Source organism: Chlamydiota bacterium (assembly GCA_012729785.1).
Classification (GTDB): Bacteria; Auribacterota; Tritonobacteria; order UBA1439; family UBA1439; genus UBA1439.
In genome coordinates, this window is the sequence record JAAYCL010000026.1 from 32,428 (window position 1) to 49,450 (window position 17,023).

Annotated in this window: 18 protein-coding genes; 9 read left to right on the forward strand and 9 right to left on the reverse strand. The window is 70.6% G+C overall.

Translation table 11 applies throughout. The features are described from left to right. Positions 1–6: 6 nt before the first annotated feature. A complete protein-coding gene (locus GXY35_06255; protein ID NLW94177.1) occupies positions 7–402 on the reverse strand; it encodes a hypothetical protein in 396 nt (131 codons plus the stop codon). Between the two features lie 80 nt (positions 403–482). Continuing rightward, positions 483–1,412, reverse strand: coding sequence for a class II fructose-1,6-bisphosphate aldolase (gene fba, locus GXY35_06260; protein NLW94178.1), 930 nt, complete (start codon positions 1,410–1,412; stop codon positions 483–485). Between the two features lie 194 nt (positions 1,413–1,606). Between fba and polX the strand changes: the two genes are divergently transcribed. Continuing rightward, on the forward strand, positions 1,607–3,319 hold the full coding sequence (gene polX / locus GXY35_06265) for a DNA polymerase/3'-5' exonuclease PolX (GenBank protein NLW94179.1): 1,713 nt from the start codon (positions 1,607–1,609) through the stop codon (positions 3,317–3,319). An 11-nt stretch (positions 3,320–3,330) separates the two neighbouring features. Here the strand turns inward: polX and GXY35_06270 are convergent, their stop codons facing one another. Then, the gene (locus tag GXY35_06270; protein NLW94180.1) at positions 3,331–4,842 is read right to left on the reverse strand and encodes a hypothetical protein; all 1,512 of its coding nucleotides are present in this window, start codon (positions 4,840–4,842) and stop codon (positions 3,331–3,333) included. 711 nt (positions 4,843–5,553) lie between these two features. Further along, entirely contained in the window at positions 5,554–6,771 is a 1,218-nt protein-coding gene (locus GXY35_06275; protein NLW94181.1) for a DUF1573 domain-containing protein, read from the reverse strand. A 251-nt stretch (positions 6,772–7,022) separates the two neighbouring features. Here GXY35_06275 and GXY35_06280 point away from each other — a divergent pair, with 251 nt between their 5' ends. Further along, on the forward strand, positions 7,023–7,838 hold the full coding sequence (locus GXY35_06280) for a DUF1571 domain-containing protein (GenBank protein ID NLW94182.1): 816 nt from the start codon (positions 7,023–7,025) through the stop codon (positions 7,836–7,838). A gap of 178 nt (positions 7,839–8,016) precedes the next feature. Here the strand turns inward: GXY35_06280 and trpD are convergent, their stop codons facing one another. Then, positions 8,017–9,138: an anthranilate phosphoribosyltransferase gene (gene trpD, locus GXY35_06285; protein NLW94183.1), complete on the reverse strand. Its 1,122-nt coding sequence runs from the start codon at positions 9,136–9,138 to the stop codon at positions 8,017–8,019. Between the two features lie 208 nt (positions 9,139–9,346). Here trpD and GXY35_06290 point away from each other — a divergent pair, with 208 nt between their 5' ends. The 7 genes from GXY35_06290 to GXY35_06320 all read left to right on the forward strand — a co-directional run bounded on the left by GXY35_06290 (position 9,347) and on the right by GXY35_06320 (position 15,820). Continuing rightward, positions 9,347–10,738, forward strand: coding sequence for an MBL fold metallo-hydrolase (locus tag GXY35_06290; protein NLW94184.1), 1,392 nt, complete (start codon positions 9,347–9,349; stop codon positions 10,736–10,738). A 157-nt stretch (positions 10,739–10,895) separates the two neighbouring features. Then, positions 10,896–11,138, forward strand: coding sequence for a hypothetical protein (locus GXY35_06295; protein ID NLW94185.1), 243 nt, complete (start codon positions 10,896–10,898; stop codon positions 11,136–11,138). An 82-nt stretch (positions 11,139–11,220) separates the two neighbouring features. Continuing rightward, entirely contained in the window at positions 11,221–11,997 is a 777-nt protein-coding gene (locus tag GXY35_06300) for a DNA alkylation repair protein (GenBank protein NLW94186.1), read from the forward strand. Positions 11,998–12,029: 32 nt separating this feature from the next. Continuing rightward, positions 12,030–12,692, forward strand: coding sequence for a methylated-DNA--[protein]-cysteine S-methyltransferase (locus GXY35_06305; protein ID NLW94187.1), 663 nt, complete (start codon positions 12,030–12,032; stop codon positions 12,690–12,692). A 46-nt stretch (positions 12,693–12,738) separates the two neighbouring features. Next, positions 12,739–12,930: a hypothetical protein gene (locus GXY35_06310; protein NLW94188.1), complete on the forward strand. Its 192-nt coding sequence runs from the start codon at positions 12,739–12,741 to the stop codon at positions 12,928–12,930. After that, on the forward strand, positions 12,927–13,979 hold the full coding sequence (locus GXY35_06315; protein NLW94189.1) for a 3-keto-5-aminohexanoate cleavage protein: 1,053 nt from the start codon (positions 12,927–12,929) through the stop codon (positions 13,977–13,979). Before GXY35_06310 ends, GXY35_06315 begins: the two co-directional genes overlap by 4 nt. A 116-nt stretch (positions 13,980–14,095) precedes the next feature. Beyond that, complete coding sequence (locus GXY35_06320; GenBank protein ID NLW94190.1) at positions 14,096–15,820, forward strand: proline--tRNA ligase; 1,725 nt, start codon at positions 14,096–14,098, stop codon at positions 15,818–15,820. Between the two features lie 21 nt (positions 15,821–15,841). Here GXY35_06320 and GXY35_06325 read toward each other — a convergent pair whose 3' ends face one another. From GXY35_06325 to GXY35_06340, 4 genes are all read right to left on the reverse strand, one after another. After that, positions 15,842–16,165 (reverse strand): EutN/CcmL family microcompartment protein, encoded by a 324-nt coding sequence (locus tag GXY35_06325; GenBank protein NLW94191.1) that lies wholly within the window; start codon positions 16,163–16,165, stop codon positions 15,842–15,844. After that, entirely contained in the window at positions 16,165–16,434 is a 270-nt protein-coding gene (locus GXY35_06330; protein NLW94192.1) for a EutN/CcmL family microcompartment protein, read from the reverse strand. The genes GXY35_06325 and GXY35_06330 overlap by 1 nt, the downstream gene beginning before the upstream one ends. Before the next feature lie 28 nt (positions 16,435–16,462). Then, positions 16,463–16,771, reverse strand: coding sequence for a EutN/CcmL family microcompartment protein (locus GXY35_06335; protein NLW94193.1), 309 nt, complete (start codon positions 16,769–16,771; stop codon positions 16,463–16,465). Positions 16,772–16,826: 55 nt separating this feature from the next. Beyond that, positions 16,827–17,023, reverse strand: a 197-nt coding sequence (locus tag GXY35_06340) for a BMC domain-containing protein (GenBank protein ID NLW94194.1), incomplete at its 5' end; no start/stop codon positions are given.

Consider the following 17,023-nt stretch of genomic DNA (forward strand, 5'->3'; position numbering starts at 1 on the left):
CGCGGATCATTCCGCCGCGATTCGTTTCTCCCCGGGCGGCTGTCCGCCGGGGCCCACCTCGAGGGCGCTCTTGCACCCCTGGACGATGTAGTCGAAGCCGTAGAGCACCGTCTTGAAGATGCCGAGGAAACGGGCGCTCTCCTCCTTCACCTGCGCGAGCTCCCCCTCGGCCGCCGCGAGGCGCATCTTCAGCTCGGCGCAGTCGCGGCCGCAGACCGCCAGGTCCCGCCCGTGCTCCTCCGACTGGGCGGAGAGCGCGGCGACGCGGCGCGACAGCTCCTCGATATTCAAACGGTCGAGGCGGCGGCGCACCTGGCGTGCGTGCAGGAAGACGGCCGCAGCGAGCAGCACGAGCGATACGGGGGTGATCCATTCGAGGATCCAGGCAAGCTGGGGCGGCATTGCGGCACTCCTCTGCGGCGTCGGCCGATCGGTACCCGCCCCGCCCGCGGCGCGCCGCGTCCCGCCGGGACGGGGTGCGCTCAGGCGGCCTTGCCGCCGCAGCCGAGCGCCAGAATCTTCCTCCGCACCACCTCCCTGATGGCGTCCCGCGCGGGGCCGAGGTAGTGGCGCGGGTCGAAGTTCGCGGGGTTCTCCGCGAAGCATTTGCGGATCGTCCCGGTGATGGCGAGACGGATGTCGGTGTCGATGTTGACCTTGCAGACGTTCATTTTCGCCGCGCGGCCGATCATCTCCTCGGGGACGCCGCGCGACCCCTCGATCCGGCCCCCGTAGCGGTTGCAGAACTCGACCAGATCCTGCGGCACGCTCGAGGCGCCATGCAGCACGAGCGGGAATCCCGGGAGGCGCGCCTGGATCTCCTCGAGCCGCTCGAAGTCGAGTTTCGGCTCGCCTTTGAACTTGTAGGCGCCGTGGCTGGTCCCGATCGCGACCGCGAGCGAGTCGCAGCCGCTCCGCTCGACGAACTCCTGCGCCTGGTCCGGGTTGGTGAAGATGGCGTCCTTCTCGCTCACGGAGATGTTGTCCTCGACCCCCGCGAGCTTGCCGAGTTCCGCCTCGACCGAGACGCCGCGCGCGTGGGCGTACTCCGCGACCTTCCTGGTGAGGGCGATGTTCTCCTCGAACGGGTGCTTGGACCCGTCGATCATCACGGAGGTGAACCCGCCGTCCACGCACGCCTTGCAGATCTCGAAATCCTCCCCGTGGTCCAGGTGCAGGACGATCGGGAGGTCGCAGGTCTCGAGGGCGGCCTCGACGAGTTTCTTGAGGTACTCGTGCCGGGCGTACTTCCGGGCGCCGGCGGAGAATTGGAGGATCAACGGGGCGCGCTCGGCCACGCCGGCCTCGACGATCCCCTGGATGATCTCCATATTGTTGACGTTGAACGCCCCGAGCGCGTAGCGCCCCGCGAGCGCGTCGGCGAAAAGCTTTTTCGTGGTGACCAGCGGCATGATGGATCCCCTCCGAAGGTTGGAAAATGCCGCGCCTTCCGCGGGCATCGGCCCGCGGCGCCGACGACAGTATGCCACAGCGGCCGGAGGGGGCGCAACAGATTTAGGCGCGGCTGTCGGGGGCCGCGTGCGTCCTGTTCCCGGTGGCCAAGCGCCGCGGCGGATGGTATCGTTGACGAGAGGGAGGGCGTTGCGTGGAAAACTCCGTTGTCGCCGGCGTCTTCGACGAGATCGCGAACATACTCGACATACTCGGGGAGAACCCGTTCCGGATCCGCTCGTACCGCGCCGCCGCGCGGCGCATCGCCGATATGCCGGAGAGCGTGACGGCGATGGCGCGGGAGGGGCGCGATCTCACCGCCGTCCCCGGCATCGGCGTCTCCATCGCGGAGAAGGTGCGGGAGATCGCGGCGACGGGGAGATGCGCCTTCCTCGCCGATCTGCGCGGGAAGATCCCGCGCGGCCTCCCGGAGCTTCTGAGGATCGAGGGGCTGGGGCCGAAAAAGGTCAAGCTCTTCCACGAGCGCCTGGGGATCGATTCCGTCGACCGGCTCGAAGAGGCCGCCCGGAGCGGGGCGCTCAAGAAGCTTCCCGGGATGGGGGGGAAGAGCGAGGAGAACCTCCTCGGGGCGATCGGCCGGTATCGGGCGGGGCGGGGGAGGTTCACGCTCTCGACCGGGATCGAGTACGCGGAGTCGCTCGCCCGCTTCCTCCGGGAAGCGAGAGGGACCGCGGCGATCGAGGCGGCCGGGAGCGTCCGGAGGCGCAGGGAGACCGTCGGGGACCTCGACATCCTCGCCATCTCGTCCGACGGGCCGGGGCTGATGGAGCGGTTCTTCCGCTACGACGGGATCGAGGAGAGGACGGCGCGGGGGGGGACGAAGTCGAGCGCGCGGCTCGCCTGCGGGTTGAACGTGGACCTGCGCGTACTCGAGGAGGGGGAGTACGGCGCCGCCCTCCAGTACTTCACCGGCTCCAAGGAGCACAACATCGCCCTGCGCGGCCGCGCCGCCGCCCGGGGGCTCAAGCTCAGCGAGTACGGGGTTTTCCGGGGGGAACGGCGCGTCGCGGGGCGGAGCGAGGAGGAGGTCTACGCGGCCCTCGGGCTCCCGGTCATCCCGCCGGAACTGCGCGAGAACCGGGGGGAGTTGTCGGCCGCCGAGCAGGGGGCGCTCCCCGACCTCGTCGAGCTGCGGGACATCCGCGGGGACCTCCAGATGCACACCACGGCCACCGACGGCCGCGGGACGATCGCCGAGATGGCGGAGAAGGCGAAGAAGCTCGGCTACGAGTACATCGCGATCACGGAGCATTCCAAGGCGGTCCGGGTCGCCGGCGGACTCGACGCGAAAAAGCTCGCCGCGCACCTCAGGGCGATCGAGAAGGCGGCGGGGGCGTATCCGGGCCTGCGCATCCTCAAGGGGGTCGAGGTCGACATACTGCCCGACGGGAGCCTCGATCTCGACGACGGCATCCTCGCCGAGTGCGATCTGGTCGTCGCGTCGGTCCACTACCGGTTCAACCTCCCCGAGAAGGAGATGACGCGGCGCATCGTCCGCGCGATCGGCAACCGGCGGGTGCAGATCCTCGGACACCCCACCGGGCGCCTGATCCTCGAGCGGCCCGGCTACGAGGTGGAGATGGAGGAGGTCGTGAAAGCGGCCAAGGAGCACGGGGTCGTCCTGGAGGTGAACGCGCACCCAAGCCGGCTGGATCTGCGGGACACGCATGTGCGGCTGGCGGTGGAGCGCGGGGTGAAGCTCGCCATCTCGACCGATGCGCACGCCCCTTCGCAACTCGATCTGATGCGCTACGGCGTCTACACCGCGCGCCGCGGCTGGGCGGAGGCCGCGGACGTGATCAACACCTTCCCGCTGAAGAGGATGCTGGCGGCGCTGAAGCGGTAGCGGTCGAACCCTCAGGGGGCGGCGCGCCTGAGGGTGAAGGCGTCGAAGACGTTGATGATGTTCCTGCTCACCGGCGTGAAAGGGATGACGGTGAGCGTCGGCTCCGAGGGGGTGCCGGTGATCCTGAACTGCGCGAGGTTCTCCGAGAGGCTGTTGAAGGCGGGCTGGAGCAGCAGGTCCGCGAACAGGAGCGGGCTCTTGCCGACCGGTCGCGCGTAGAGGGTGAGGTCGAGTTCCCCCCCCGGCTTCATCGTCCCGGTCCCGTACAGGTCCAGGATGTCGCTGGAGATGCTGAGCGACTCGATGCGGACCCCCTGCTCGTCGAACCCCCAGCTGAGCCGGCACTCCTGCGCCGGCTCGCCGCCGGCCGGCCGGGCGAGGCGTATCTTCGAGAGGACGAGGAGCAGGACCGGGAGTTTCCAGAATCGGGCGTCGCTCACCGTCAGCTCGCCGCGTCCCTGCAGCCGGCCGAGGCAGTGATCGCCCTGGAACGCCAGATGGCCGCTTCCCCGGCCGCTGATCCCCTCCGCGGCCGGCTGCACCGTTCCGAGGAGGGCGGCGATGTCGACGTCCTGGAAGGTGTAGCGATTGAAGAAGGTGCACGGCGGTTCAAGGTTGACGATGCTGTACCCCTCGACCCTCCCGTCGAGGAGCCGCCCGTCGAGGCCGTTGACGATCACGGAGCGCGGGTCCACGAACACCCTGCCGGTGGCGTTCGTGACGGGGAGCTGCAGGAACCGGCAGGAGGCGTCCTTGGCGGTGAAGACGAGGCTGTAGTCCCCCTCGCGCGCCGTGTTCCAGGACAAGGTCACGTTCCCCGAGAGGCCGAAGCGGCCGGCGGGCCGATACCGCCTCCAGATCTCGCCGCCGACGAGCGGGAAGGCGCGGAGCCGCTCCTCGGTGACGGACAGGTCGCCGCTGTCGAAGGCGATCCGCGCTGTTTCGGCGTCGAGGTCCGCGTTCCCGGAGAAGAGATAGGCGCCCCAGAACGGGTCGTCCACCGTGCCGCGCAGGGCGACGCGCCGGCGGGAGGGGAAGGGGGTGAGCTCGCAGCCGACCCCCTGGATGCGGCGGCCGCCGATCGACACCGTGCCGCGGGTGAGCGTGAAGACCGGGGGGCGGTCCGTCTCCACCGCGGGGGTGCGGCAGACGACCCCCCGCCAGTTGGGACGGCCCTCCGCGTCCCGCTCGAAACGGAGGTCAGGCTCGCGGAGGTCCAGTTCCTTCACCTGGAACCGCAGCCGAAGGAGGGAGCCCCAGCGGGGCCTCACGCGGAGCCGCTGCGCCCTGAAGAGGAGCGCCCCGCCCGGCTGCTTCCGCACGTCGACCCCCTCGAGGACGAGGCCGCCGAACGGGCCGAGGGAGGCGGAGCCGAGCGTGATCTCCGCGGCGAGGTACTGTTCCAGGATCTCCCGGACCCGGGCCTTGAGCGCCGCGGGGCGGAGGAAGAGGAGGTAGGAGAGCGCCGCGAAGGCGGCGACGAGGAGGGCGAGGAGAGGCGCAACCGTCCGGGCTGCTCTCATGGCGACAGTATACCCCGCCGTTTCCCGAAAGACAAAGCACGCCGCGCGTGCGGCGAGGGAACGGATGGCGTATCATGACGAAACGACCGGGGGGAGGAAGGATGCGGACAGGAGCGGCGGTGTTCACGGATTTCGACGGGACGGTGACGACCGTCGACTCGCTGCAACGCATCCTCACCGTCTTCACCGGGGAGGCGTGGCGCCGCATAGAGGACGAGGTCGAGGCGGGGCGTATCGGGGACCGGCGGAGCCTCCAGATGGAGTTCGATCTCGTCCGGGCCTCCCGCGTCGAGGCGATGGCGGTGGTCGACCGGGATGTGGCGGTCGATCCCGCGTTCCCTCCGTTCGCGGCGTGGCTGAAACGGCGGGGGGTGCCGCTCACGGTGCTGAGCGGCGGCTTTGCGTCGATCATCAGGCGGGTGCTCGGCCGCCACGGCCTCGAAACGCTGGAGGTGCGGGCGAACGAGGCGAGGGTCTCGCGCGGCAGGTGGCGGGTGGTCCCGGCGCGCGGCCGCCGGCTCTGCGGCGCCTGCAACCACTGCAAGACGGCGTCGATTGTGCGGGCCAGGCGGGCGGGCCTGCAGACGATATTCGTCGGGAACGGGGTCACGGACCGCTGTCCCGCCCGTCACGCGGACCTCGTCTTCGCCAAGGGCGTGCTGGCGGCGCACTGCCGGCGCGAAAGGATACCGTTCCGGCGCTACCGGACGTTCAGGGACGTGCGGCGGGCGCTGGAGAGGGAATGCGTCCTTCCGGCGGCGGCGCCTGAACGGCGCGCGGGGCGCTCCTCCGCATCCAGCCGTAGATCGGGACCTCGATCGTCTTCTGCTTCGGGTGGTCGAGCGTGAAGACCGCCTTCGCCCGAACGCCCCCGGTCTCCGAGGGGGGCGCGCCGGTCACGGTGAAGGTGCGGGATTTCGCCGGTTCGAGCGGGCCCTGCGGGCTGATGCGGAACGCGGGGTTGTCGATCTCCGCCTTCAGTACCGCGAACTCCCGGTCCCGCGTGCTGGCGACGGTGATCGACCGGGCGATCTCCCCCCCGGGCGCGAGCTGCCCGAGACTGATCCGGCTCGGCTGCGCGACGATCTCGCCGCTCACGGTGATCCGCACCGGGATCTGGAGCGTCGGTTTGGCGGCGCTGTTCGTCGGGATGCTCACGCTCTCGAAATGGCGTCCGGTCTCGACATCGGTCTTCAGGGCGACCTCGAGGAGGTAGCGTCTCTTCCCGTTCTCCGGCGGCTCCTCCCGGAGCGCCGCGGTCACCAGATTCAGACGCGTGGCGGGCTCGCCGAGGGTGAGCTCCTCGGGCAGGGTCTGGGAGATGCGTACCGTCCCCGCGGAGGCCTCCGGCCGGTCCTGCAGGATGACGGTCGAGGGCTCCACCAGGAGCGGGGGGATCACGGTCCCCTCGATCGTGAGGGAGACCTTCGGTTCCGCGGGGTCGTTGGAGTAGACGTAGATATGCTTGACCTGTTTCCCCTGTCTCCCCCCGATGGTGAACGTGGCGCCGATCTCCCCCGTCCCGCCCGGCGGAACGACCTTGGAGGAGACGAGGGCGGCCGTGCAGCCGCAGGTCGTGGAGACCTTGTCGATGCGCAGGTCCGCCTGCCCCTCGTTGCGGAAGCGGTAGACGTGCTCCACCTTCTCCACGCCGACCGCCTCGCCGAAGTCGTGCCCGGTCGACTCGAAGACGATCCTGGGCGCCGGTTCCGAAAGGACCGTCGCGGACGCCTCCGGCCGAACGGGGACGGAAGCCTCCGCCGGGGAGGCGACGGCGGCCGCCGGGGGGGACGGCGCATCCGCGGGCGCCCCCGTTTCTGCCGCGGCGGGGGGCGACCCCGCGGGTCGGCGCCCCGCGGCGGATGCGGCGGAGGCAACGATGAGGATCGGGAAGGCGGCAACGGCCAGGGTACGGGCGATTCGATTCATCGGCAGGCGCTCCTTGTTGCGCCGCGGACCCGCGGCCCGCGGCATGGAGGCCCACTATAGCACACCGCCTCGGCGCCGTTCAATTCTGCGTTGTACGTCTTCAGATCGGCTCCGGGTATAATGGGGTTCGTGCGGGGCCTCCGGGTGCCTGTGCGCGGCCCGGAGGGCGCGGACACCGCCTGCCGCGGGCCGTGCACGCGGGGAACGGATATGCCGGCGGAGGCGGGTCGGACCCGCCGCGGAGGGGGGCGATGGAGCGGCCGAGGAGGGGGATGGCGTTCTTGCGGAAGCGGTCGGGGGCGGCGGCGTGCGCGGCGTTGGGGGTGCTGTGCGGCTGTGCGGCCCCGCCGGGGACACCCGTTGTCCGGCCCGATGCGGCCGCATCCGCCGCGGCGGGGGAGGAGCTCGAGCGGCTCCACGGCGTCATCGACCGCGCCGTCGAGGAGTACGGGAAGGTCCGCGAGTACCGGTGCGTGTTCCAGAAGCGCCAGCGGATCCGCGGCGTTCTCCAGGAGCCCCAGCGGATACTGTTGAAGTTCAGGAAACCGATGGACGTCTATATGCGGTGGCTCTCCAGGCAGCACGAGGGACAGGAGATCCTCTACGCGCCCGCGCGCTACGGGACGAGGGCGATCGCCCGGGCGGGCGGCTGGAAGGGGGCGGTGACCCCGCCGATCCCCATCGACGTCGACGGGTACTGGGTGATGCGCGACAACCTCCATCCGCTCGACCGCGTGGGGATAGGGTACTTCCTCGATCTGTTCATGCGCAACGCGCGGCGCGCACGGGAGGAGAAGGCGAGCATGCTGATCGACAGGGGCGCGGAACAGATCTCGGGACGGCCCGCAGGCGTCCTCGAATCGGTGCTGCCGGACGACCCGTCACGGGGATACTACTGTCGCCGCTGCGTCGTATGGTTCGACGAGGGACACGGCCTGCCGGTGAAGATCATGATCTACGACTGGGCCGACGATCTCACCGAGGAGTATCTGTACGAGAACCTCGACCTGCAGCCCGGCTTCACCGACCTCGACTTCGACCGCCGGAATCCCGCCTACCGTCTCTAACGCGAGGGCGGGCAACAACGCGCAAAGGGTCTATCGCCGCATCCGCGGCGTTTCAGAGCATCGGCGGACACCGGCCGCGCGTATGATCGTGCGGGCGTTCCTCTCCCGCGGGGCGGGACGTGGAGGATGCGCGGCTGCACGGAGCAGCCGCCGGACCGGGGCGCGGGGAATCGGAAGATCAGCGCTCTCCGGCGCCCTTCCTCGTCGCGGCGATGAAGTGCCGGAGCCTCTCGAGCGCCCCCCCGCTCTCGATCGCCTCGCGCGCGCGCCCCATCCCCTCGCGGAGGTCCCCGACGAGGCCGGCGGCGAGGAGCCCGGCGGCGGCGTTGGCCAGGCAGACGTCCCGTCGGGGTCCCGAGTTCCGTTCGCCGAGTATCCTCTCCAGCGTCGCCGCGTTCCCGCGCGGCGTCCCGCCGTGGAGCGCGGCGAGGGAAACGCGCGGGACCCCGAGCTGGCGCGGCGTGATCTCCATCGGGCGGAGTCTTCCCCCGGCGAGCAGGAACGCCCGGGTGGGGCCGGAGATCGAGACCTCGTCCATCCACCTTCCGCGTCTCCCCGCGGTCCCGCAGAGGACGAGGGCGCGAGGGATCCCGAGGATCCGGGCGGCGCCCGCGGCGAGGGCGAGCATCTCATGGTGGAAGACGCCGAGCAGCTGGAAGGCGACCGGGGCGGGATTGCAGAGCGGCCCGAGGAGATTGAAGACGGTGCGGAACGGGAGCGCCCGCCGGACCTCGGCCACATGCCGCATCGCGGGGTGGTATCGCGGGGCGAAGATGAAGCCGATCCCCGTCTCGCGGATGCAGCGCGCGACCTCCGCCGGCCCGAGGTCGATCCGCGCGCCGAGCGCCTCGAGGACGTCCGCGCTCCCGCAGCGCGAGGTGCTCGCCCGGTTGCCGTGCTTGGCGATGCGGGCGCCCGCGGCGGCGAGGACGAACATCGCGGCGGTGGAGACGTTGAACAGATCCAGCGAGTCGCCCCCGGTGCCGCAGACGTCGCCGAGCGGCGCCCCGCAACCGCTCACCGGGACGCGCACCATCTTCTCCCGCATCACCGACGCCATCGCGGCGAGCGCCCGGGGGGTGCAGTCGGACGCCTGGAACGCCGAGAGGAACAGCGCCGCCTCATACGGCGCGCACGCCCCCTCCACCATCAGTCTCGCCGCCTGCATCGCGTCCCGCGCCCGGATGCCGCGCCCCTCCGCGAGCCGCCGGCCGGTCTTCAGGAGCCATACGCTCACCGGGTTCGCCGGGGGCGGGAAGAGGCGCGGGAGCTCGTCTCGTACGAATCGTCGCATCTCCATCGAAATCGTGCCCTCCTGCCTGCCTCCAGTGTACCATACCGGGCCTCCGATCATCCCGCTTCGCCGTTACCCCGCGCGGGGCCGGCGGGCGTCCTCCCCCGCGACGGGGCGATATCTGCTATAGTGAGGGGGGGGTGCGGGCCGTCGGAACCAGGACCCCGCGCGGCCGGCCTCGCCGCAGCCGCGGATCGTTGTTCGGGGGGATGCGATGAGGGTCACCGTGTTCGGCGCCGCAGGCGGGGAGGTCACCGGCTCGGCGTACCTCGTCGAGACGGCCCACGCGGCAATCCTCGTGGAGTGCGGGATGTTCCAGGGGAAGAACGGCCTCGGCGAGAGGAATCGCTCCCTCCCGCGCTCCATCCCCGCCTCCTCCCTCGCCGCGGTCCTCCTGACGCACGGGCACCTTGACCACACGGGCCGCCTCCCGCTGCTCGCGAGGGAGGGGTTCCGCGGCCCCATCTACGCGACCCCCGCCACCGGGGAGATCACCGGCCTCATCCTGCGCGATTCGGCCCACCTCCAGGAGCACGACGCCGAGCGGCTCAGCCGCCGGCGCGCGCGGGTTGGCGATCCGCCGATCGCGCCTCTCTACACCCTCCGGGACGCCGAACGGATCATCGAGAATCTCGCTCCGGTGCCGTACCGCGAGCCGCTCGGGGTGGCGCCGGGGATCCGCGCCCGCTTCATCGAGGCCGGGCACATCCTCGGTTCCTCGAGCATCCAGTTGCTCGCGGACGAGGACGGCCGCGAGAAGCGAATCGTCTTCTCGGGGGACCTGGGGCCCAGGGGGGCCCCGATCATGCGCGATTTCGAATCGTTTCACGATGCCGACCTCGTTGTCATGGAATCCACCTACGGCGATCGAAATCACCGCCCGTTCGAGGAAACGGTCGAGCAGCTCATCGCGATCATGGAGGAGGCCGTTGCGGGGAAGGGGAAGATTCTCGTCCCGACATTCGCCGTCGGCCGCGCGCAGACGCTGCTGGCGGTCCTGGCCTGGATCTTCCGCAGCGGACGCGTGGAGCCGTTCCCGGTCTTCCTGGACAGTCCCATGGCCGTCGAGGCGACACGGATCTACCGCCGCCACCCGGAGCTGTTCGACGAGGAACTGAAAGGGTTGCTCCGGGAGCAGCTGTCGCGCGACGACCTGGCGACGCTGCGGGCGACCGTGCGCACGGAGGAGTCGATGGCGATCAACGACCGCCCCGGTCCGTGCCTGGTTCTGGCGGGTTCCGGGATGTGCACCGGGGGCCGCATCCTGCACCACCTGAGGCACAATCTCTGGAAACCGGAGACGCACGTGCTGATCGTCGGCTACCAGGGGCGCGGCACGCTCGGCCGCCTCCTCGTGGAGGGATCGAAAAGGGTCACGATCTTCGGGGAACCGATCGCGGTCAAGGCGCGCATCCACACCCTCGGCGGTTTCAGCTCGCACGCGGGCCAGGAGGACCTGCTCGCCTGGTTCGACGCCCTCGCTCCGGCGAGGCCCCGCCTCGTCCTCACGCACGGGGAGGATCATGCGCGCGAGGCGCTGGCGGCGCGCATCCGGGAAAGGCACGGGATCGAGGCGCTGCTCGTGGAAGAGGGGGCGACCGTCTAGTTGGCGTTCGGGGTCGGACCACGGAATCGTGTTGCGGGAGAACAGGGTGCGTCTAACATGCGCCTAACAAACGGCCTTAGAGGCGTTTTTCAGGCCCGAAATCGGCGTAGAGCGGAGCATCGGCCCAAGGGAGAGGCGTCAAGGAAAGGAGGACGGTATGGACCTGCATGCGGTTCGATCGTTCTTCATGTGGTGCACCATCCTGAACGGGGGGCTGCTGCTCCTCACCTCCCTCGTCCTCCTCTGCGCGGGGGATTTCGTCTATCGGCTTCACGGGAGGTGGTTCCCGCTCGGCCGGGAGGCGTTCAGCGTCGCGCGCTACTGTTTTGTCGGGTTCATGAAGGTGTTGTTCCTGATGTTCAACCTTGTCCCGTACCTCGCCCTGGTGCTTATCGGGTGAGGGGGCTGGCCCCGGCCCCGCATCGCGACGGCAGGGTTTTGACGGGACGGTCGCATCGCGGGCGCGGACCATGTAAGGCGGGATGCACGTGAATGCCGGACAGATCGTACGCAGACTGAAGAAGATGGGCGACCCCCGCGTCGCGGCCCATTCGGGACGCTTCTTCAAGACCGGCGTCGGAGAGTACGGGGAGGGGGACAGGTTCCTCGGCATCCGGGTCCCGGCCCTGAGGAGATGTGCGGGGGAATGCAGGGGGCTTTCGATCGAGGAAGCGCTGAAGCTCCTGCGGTCGCCGTTCCACGAGGCCCGCCTGCTCGCCCTGCTGCTGCTCGTCGCGCGTTACTCCTCGGCCCGGAACGAAGGCACGCGCGCGGCCGTCTACCGCGCCTACCTGCGGCACACCGCCCTCGTCAACAACTGGGACCTGGTCGACTGCTCCGCGGACAAGATCGTGGGCGCCCACCTGTTCGAGAGGGACAGGAGACCGCTCCGTCGGCTCGCCCGGTCGAAGAGCCTCTGGGAGCGGAGGATCGCCGTGATGGCCACGTTCCACTTCATCCGGAGGGGCGATTTCACGGACACCTTTGCGATCGCGGAACTGCTGCTCGACGACCCCGAGGATCTGATCCACAAGGCCGCGGGGTGGATGCTGCGCGAGGTGGGGAAGCGCGACCAAGCCGCGGAGGAGGCGTTCCTGGCACGGCACTGCGGAACGATGCCGCGCACGATGCTCCGATACGCCATCGAGAAGTTCCCCGAGCGAACGCGCCGCGCCTACCTGGTACGCCGGGGGCGAACCGGGAGGGCGCCGTGCGACGGAGTGCGCCGCAGGCCGGATATCGCTGAGAAGGCGACGTAGACGCGTTTCGCGGCCCGGGAGGGCGCCAAGAGATGCGGGCACATTCCGCGAAGGAGGACCGCAACCTCCCCGCGCGGGGGAGAAGAGGCGCGCCGCGCTTCACGTCTGAGGCGGTGCGGCACTGCCTGCGCGACACCGCGTTCGGCCCCGTCGCCGTGCTCTGGTCCGCGGAGGTTCGGGCGCCCGGGATCGTGCGCATCCTCCTCTCCAAACCGGGCCTGCCCGCGCCGCGCTCCCTCGCGACGCAGTTTTCCGGTTCCGCCTCGTCCTCCTGCCGGGAGATCGGCCTCGTGCTCGACCGGATCGAGGCGTTCCTCTGCGGCGAGGATATCCGATTTTCCCTCGATACGGTCCGACTGGACCTCTGCCCCCCGTTCCAGCGGAGGGTGCTCCGCGCCGTTCACGCGATCCGCCGCGGCAGGGTCGGCACGTACCGTCTCATCGCGGCGCGCGCGGACGTTCCGGGCGGCGCCCGGGCGACGGGGACGGCCCTGGCGACCAATCCGTTCCCCCTCGTCATCCCCTGCCACCGGGTGATCCGCTCCGACGGGAGCCCGGGCGGCTACGGGGGCGGGGCGGGGATGAAACGGGCCCTGCTGGCGATGGAGGGCGTCGTGTTCCATGCATCGGGGAAGGTTGTTCTGCGGAAGGGCGCGCATCCCCCAGACCGCCCCGTGCCGGGCTTTTGCGGTTGAACGGGCGGCCGGAAACTGGTATCGTGCCGGCATGGCATGCGAACGGATGCGCGACATCGATCGGGAGGATAGGTTCGCCCTCTCGATGCTCGGGGCCGGCATCGCGCGCGCCCCGTCGAGGATCATGTGCCTCCTCCATTCCTATCCGCGCGGGACGCAGGCCATCTCCCGGGTCCGCTCGGGGTTCGACCGGCGCATGCGCCGGCTCGTCCTCGAGGCGCGGAGGGGCATGCGTTGAAGCGCGCCGTCGCCGTCCTCCTCGCCGCCGCCGTGTTTGGCGGCTGCATGCGGTACGCCCCCGAGGTCCGCACACGGCCCCCGAAGACGGCGATTCCCGCCTCGGCACGGGAGTCGCGCCGCCTGCCCCCGCCGCTCGTCATCGAGGTGGCGCTCGTGCCGGAGCCGGGAAGCCCGCCCTGCCCCGAGGCGCCCGCCGCCCCGACCGACTACCTCGAGGAGGTGCGGGACTGCGTCCGGATCGGCGCGGCGGCGGTCCGGGTACAGCCGCTCGCCTCGGACAGCGGGGCCGGCCGCCCCCGGTACGACCGGAGCCTCGCGAACTACCGGAGGATCGTCGCGGGGGTGCTTCTGGCCGCCCCCGACGTCGTCATCGATCTCGACCTCGAGGGGGCGCCGCCGGACGCGGCCGGGTGGGCCCGCTGCAACGGGCGGATAGAGATCCTCGACGAGGGGGGGGCGCGTGCGCGGCTCCTGCCCGCCGGAGGGGAGGCCCCGCTCGAGAAGATGCGGAAGATCATCGCCGGGGGAGGGCACCTGCGCATCGGCCTCCGAGAGAGCCGCGGATGGCCCTACAGAAGGCGGCCCGGCAACCTCGACTACCTGCGCCGGGCGGTGTCGATGGCGCGCGCGATGGGCCGCCCGGTCGCCACGCCCGCGGAGGCGCGGGAGATGCTCGGCCTCAAGCCGCTAACCCGCCTCTACGCGGTGCCCGGCGCCAGAACGGTGAAGGCCGGGGAGAGATTCTCGCTCGACGTCATCGCCCAACCGCTCAGGGAGGCGGTGAAAGGGTACGTCGTCTTCGTCGCCCCCGACGGGAAACGATACTCGCTCGCGAAGGGGGGGAGGGTCGCACGCGGGGTCGCCCCGTTCATCTCCGATCCTAAGGGGATCAGAATCCCCTTCTGCCGGACCGTGTTCGACGCCTCGATCCACCCCGCGACGCGCCCGGGCGACTACACCGTCGTGGCCGCCCTGGTGCCGCCGGACTCGGCCGCGCGCCTCTCGACGGCGCTCGCCGTGGCGATTGAGAAGGTCACGGTCGAGTGACCGGCGGATTCTCGAGGCGGATCTCCGGGGACGGCCGCCGATTCCAGGCGGTACCCCGGCGCAGGCGCGCCCGGGGCGGACCGGGAACAACAGGAAACGGGAAAGGATTCAAGGATATGCGCTGGACAGAGGCGTTCATACCGACGCTCAAGGAGTGCCCGGCCGATGCCGAGATCGTCAGCCACACGCTGATGCTGCGCGCGGGGATGATTCGGAAGCTCGGCGCGGGGATCTACACCTACCTCCCGCTGGGCTGGCGGACCGTCAGAAAGGTCGAACGGATCGTGCGGGAGGAGATGGACCGCGCCGGTGCCCAGGAGCTCCTCCTCCCCATCCTGAGCCCCGCCGAGCTCTGGCGCGAGAGCGGGCGCTGGGACGAGTACGGCAAGGAGCTGATGCGGCTGCGGGATCGGCACGACCGCGAGTTCGCCCTCGGCCCGACGCACGAGGAGGCGATCACCGCCACCGTGCGCGGGGAGGTGCGCTCCTACCGCGAGCTGCCGCTCTGCCTCTACCAGATCCAGACGAAGTTCCGCGACGAGGTGCGGCCGCGCTTCGGCGTGATGCGGGGGCGGGAGTTCACGATGAAGGACGCCTACTCGTTCCATCGAAACGCCGCGTCCCTCGACGACTACTACCGGGCGATGCACGAGGCGTACGCGCGCATCTTCAAACGCTGCGGGCTCACCTTCAGGGCGGTGCTCGCCGACCCCGGCCTGATGGGGGGGAGGGAGACGCACGAGTTCATGGTGCTGGCCGAGACGGGGGAGTCGGTGGTGATCTCCTGCCCCGCGGAATCGTGCGGCTACGCCGCCACCACGGACACCGCCGCCGGCGTCGCGCCGCCCGCCGCCCAGCCCGCGGAGACGCCGCTGCGGGAGGTGGACACCCCGGGGAAGCGGACGGTCGAGGAGGTCGCCGCGTTCCTCGGCGTGGCGGCGGACCGGCTCATCAAGACGCTGCTCTACCGGGCCGGCGGGGAGACGGTCGCGGTCCTGGTGCGCGGCGACCGGGACGTGAGCGAACCGAAGCTCCGGCGGGCGCTCGGGCGGGCCGTGGTGGAGCTCGCCGGCGAGGAGACGGTCCGCGGGATCACGGGGGCGGAGACGGGGTTCGCTGGGCCGGTCGGTCTCGCCGGGGTCCGGATCCTCGCCGATCGAACGGTGCAGGGGATGCGGGACGCCGTCACGGGGGCGAACAAGAACGACCGCCACCTCGCGGGCGTGAGCGAGAAGCGCGACTTCTCCGTCGAGGGGTTTTTCGACCTGGCCGTGAGTCGCGAGGGGGACGGCTGCCCGCGCTGCGGCGCGGCGCTCACCGCCTACCGCGGCATCGAGGTGGGGCAGATCTTCAAGCTGGGGACAAAGTACAGCGAAACGATGGGGGCGACGTTTACCGACGAGGACGGCGCCGCCAAGCCGTTCGTGATGGGCTGCTACGGCATCGGCATCACGAGGACCGTCGCCGCGGCGATCGAGCAGCACCACGACAAGGACGGGATCGTCTGGCCGATGGCGCTCGCGCCGTACCAGGTCGAGATCATCGCCATGAAGCCGTCCGACGAGGCGGTGATGCGCGCCGCCTGCACACTCGCCGACCTCCTCGCCGCCAAAGGGGTCGAGGTGGTGCTCGACGACCGCGATGAGCGGCCCGGGGTGAAGTTCAAGGACGCCGACCTCGTCGGCATCCCGCTCCGGGTCGTCGTGGGTCCGAAGGGGCTCTCGCAGCGAAAGATCGAACTGAAGTGGAGGGGCGATACGGAGGCGCGGCTCGTCGATGCGGAAGGCGCCGCCGACGAGATCGCGAAACTCGTTCTGGCGAGGATGGAAGCCGGCGACTGAGACGGGTGTTCCGGGGCGGGGTTACCGCTTCCTGCGCGGCGACATGCGGGCGGGGGGCGTCTTCGGCGAAACGTCCGGGGCGAGGTGGATCTCGTCGATGTAGCCCACGATGACGGCGCGCACGCAGCCGTCTTTCCAGTCGAGCACCTGTCGCGCGGAGTTCCCCTCGTCCACGAAGAGCACCCGGTCGCCCGCCCCCGCCTGGACCGTGTCCACCGCCACCACCGGCGTCTCGGTCCGCTTTCCGTGCGGGTCCTCGGGGCGCACGAGCAGGAGCTTCCGCCCGTCGAACCCCTCGTGCTTGAGCGTCGCCACCACCGTGCCGATGACCGTGCCGATCTTCATCAGGCATCCCTCGTCACGGCGTCGACGATCCCGGTGACGGTCGCGTCGGAGGGGTTGAACGGCTCCGGAAGGGGCAGCGACGCCTCGCGGCCGCCGATGAAGAAGACGGTCTCGCCGGGGCCCGCCTGCTGCGTGTCGCAGGCGACCACCGGCTCGCCCGACGCCTTCCGTTCCTCGTCGAGCGGCTGCACGAGGAGGAGCTTGACGCCCTTGAGCGAGTCGACCTTCCTGCTCGCGACCACCGTGCCGATGACTGTTCCGATCTTCATATGCGGCATGCCGCGGGCGGAGCCGGATTCATGCGGCCCCGGCCGACGCGCCCTTGCGGTAGATCTCCCTGCCGCCGACCTCCCACGAGTCGACGACCGCCATCACGACGCCGTCCACGGGGCGCTTGTCGGTCGGGGCGGTCTGCCGGCAGGAGCTCCCCTCCGCGTACAGCACCAGGTCGCCGGTGCCCGCCTGCACCACGTCGACCGCGACCGTGTAGTTGTCCAGGTCGGCGCCGGTGTGCGAGACCTGCCTGACGAGCAGAAGCGTGAGCCCCTGGATCTTTTCGCTCTTGCGCGTCGAGACGACCGAGCCGACCACCCTGCCGAGCTGCATGCGCCCCTCCGGGGCGGGTTCCGCGCCCCTCGCCCGGGGATCCCGGGCCCGCCGGTCAGTCCTTGGCCGCGGAACGGCCGAGCGGCAGGACCGCGTCCACGTTCACGTGCGGCCGCGGGATGATATGCACGGAGACGAGCTCGCCCACCTTCTCGGCCCCCCGCGCCCCCGCCTCGGTCGCCGCGCGCACCGCCGCCACGTCGCCGCGCACGATCGCCGTCACGTAGCCGCCGCCGATCTTCTCGTAGCTCA

Excerpts from the sequence above, each read along its gene's own strand:
- GXY35_06335 (NLW94193.1), bottom strand. The coding sequence starts at position 16,771 with ATGCAGCTCGGCAGGGTGGTCGGCTCGGTCGTCTCGACGCGCAAGAGC.
- trpD (NLW94183.1), bottom strand. The coding sequence starts at position 9,138 with ATGGAGATGCGACGATTCGTACGAGACGAGCTCCCGCGCCTCTTCCCG.
- GXY35_06305 (NLW94187.1), top strand. The coding sequence starts at position 12,030 with ATGCGGGCACATTCCGCGAAGGAGGACCGCAACCTCCCCGCGCGGGGG.
- GXY35_06325 (NLW94191.1), bottom strand. The coding sequence starts at position 16,165 with ATGAAGATCGGCACGGTCATCGGCACGGTGGTGGCGACGCTCAAGCAC.
- GXY35_06280 (NLW94182.1), top strand. The coding sequence starts at position 7,023 with ATGGAGCGGCCGAGGAGGGGGATGGCGTTCTTGCGGAAGCGGTCGGGG.
- GXY35_06255 (NLW94177.1), bottom strand. The coding sequence starts at position 402 with ATGCCGCCCCAGCTTGCCTGGATCCTCGAATGGATCACCCCCGTATCG.
- GXY35_06295 (NLW94185.1), top strand. The coding sequence starts at position 10,896 with ATGGACCTGCATGCGGTTCGATCGTTCTTCATGTGGTGCACCATCCTG.
- GXY35_06300 (NLW94186.1), top strand. The coding sequence starts at position 11,221 with ATGCACGTGAATGCCGGACAGATCGTACGCAGACTGAAGAAGATGGGC.
- GXY35_06310 (NLW94188.1), top strand. The coding sequence starts at position 12,739 with ATGCGCGACATCGATCGGGAGGATAGGTTCGCCCTCTCGATGCTCGGG.
- GXY35_06290 (NLW94184.1), top strand. The coding sequence starts at position 9,347 with ATGAGGGTCACCGTGTTCGGCGCCGCAGGCGGGGAGGTCACCGGCTCG.
- fba (NLW94178.1), bottom strand. The coding sequence starts at position 1,412 with ATGCCGCTGGTCACCACGAAAAAGCTTTTCGCCGACGCGCTCGCGGGG.
- GXY35_06330 (NLW94192.1), bottom strand. The coding sequence starts at position 16,434 with ATGAAGATCGGAACAGTCATCGGCACGGTGGTCGCGAGCAGGAAGGTC.
- GXY35_06320 (NLW94190.1), top strand. The coding sequence starts at position 14,096 with ATGCGCTGGACAGAGGCGTTCATACCGACGCTCAAGGAGTGCCCGGCC.
- GXY35_06275 (NLW94181.1), bottom strand. The coding sequence starts at position 6,771 with ATGAATCGAATCGCCCGTACCCTGGCCGTTGCCGCCTTCCCGATCCTC.
- GXY35_06270 (NLW94180.1), bottom strand. The coding sequence starts at position 4,842 with ATGAGAGCAGCCCGGACGGTTGCGCCTCTCCTCGCCCTCCTCGTCGCC.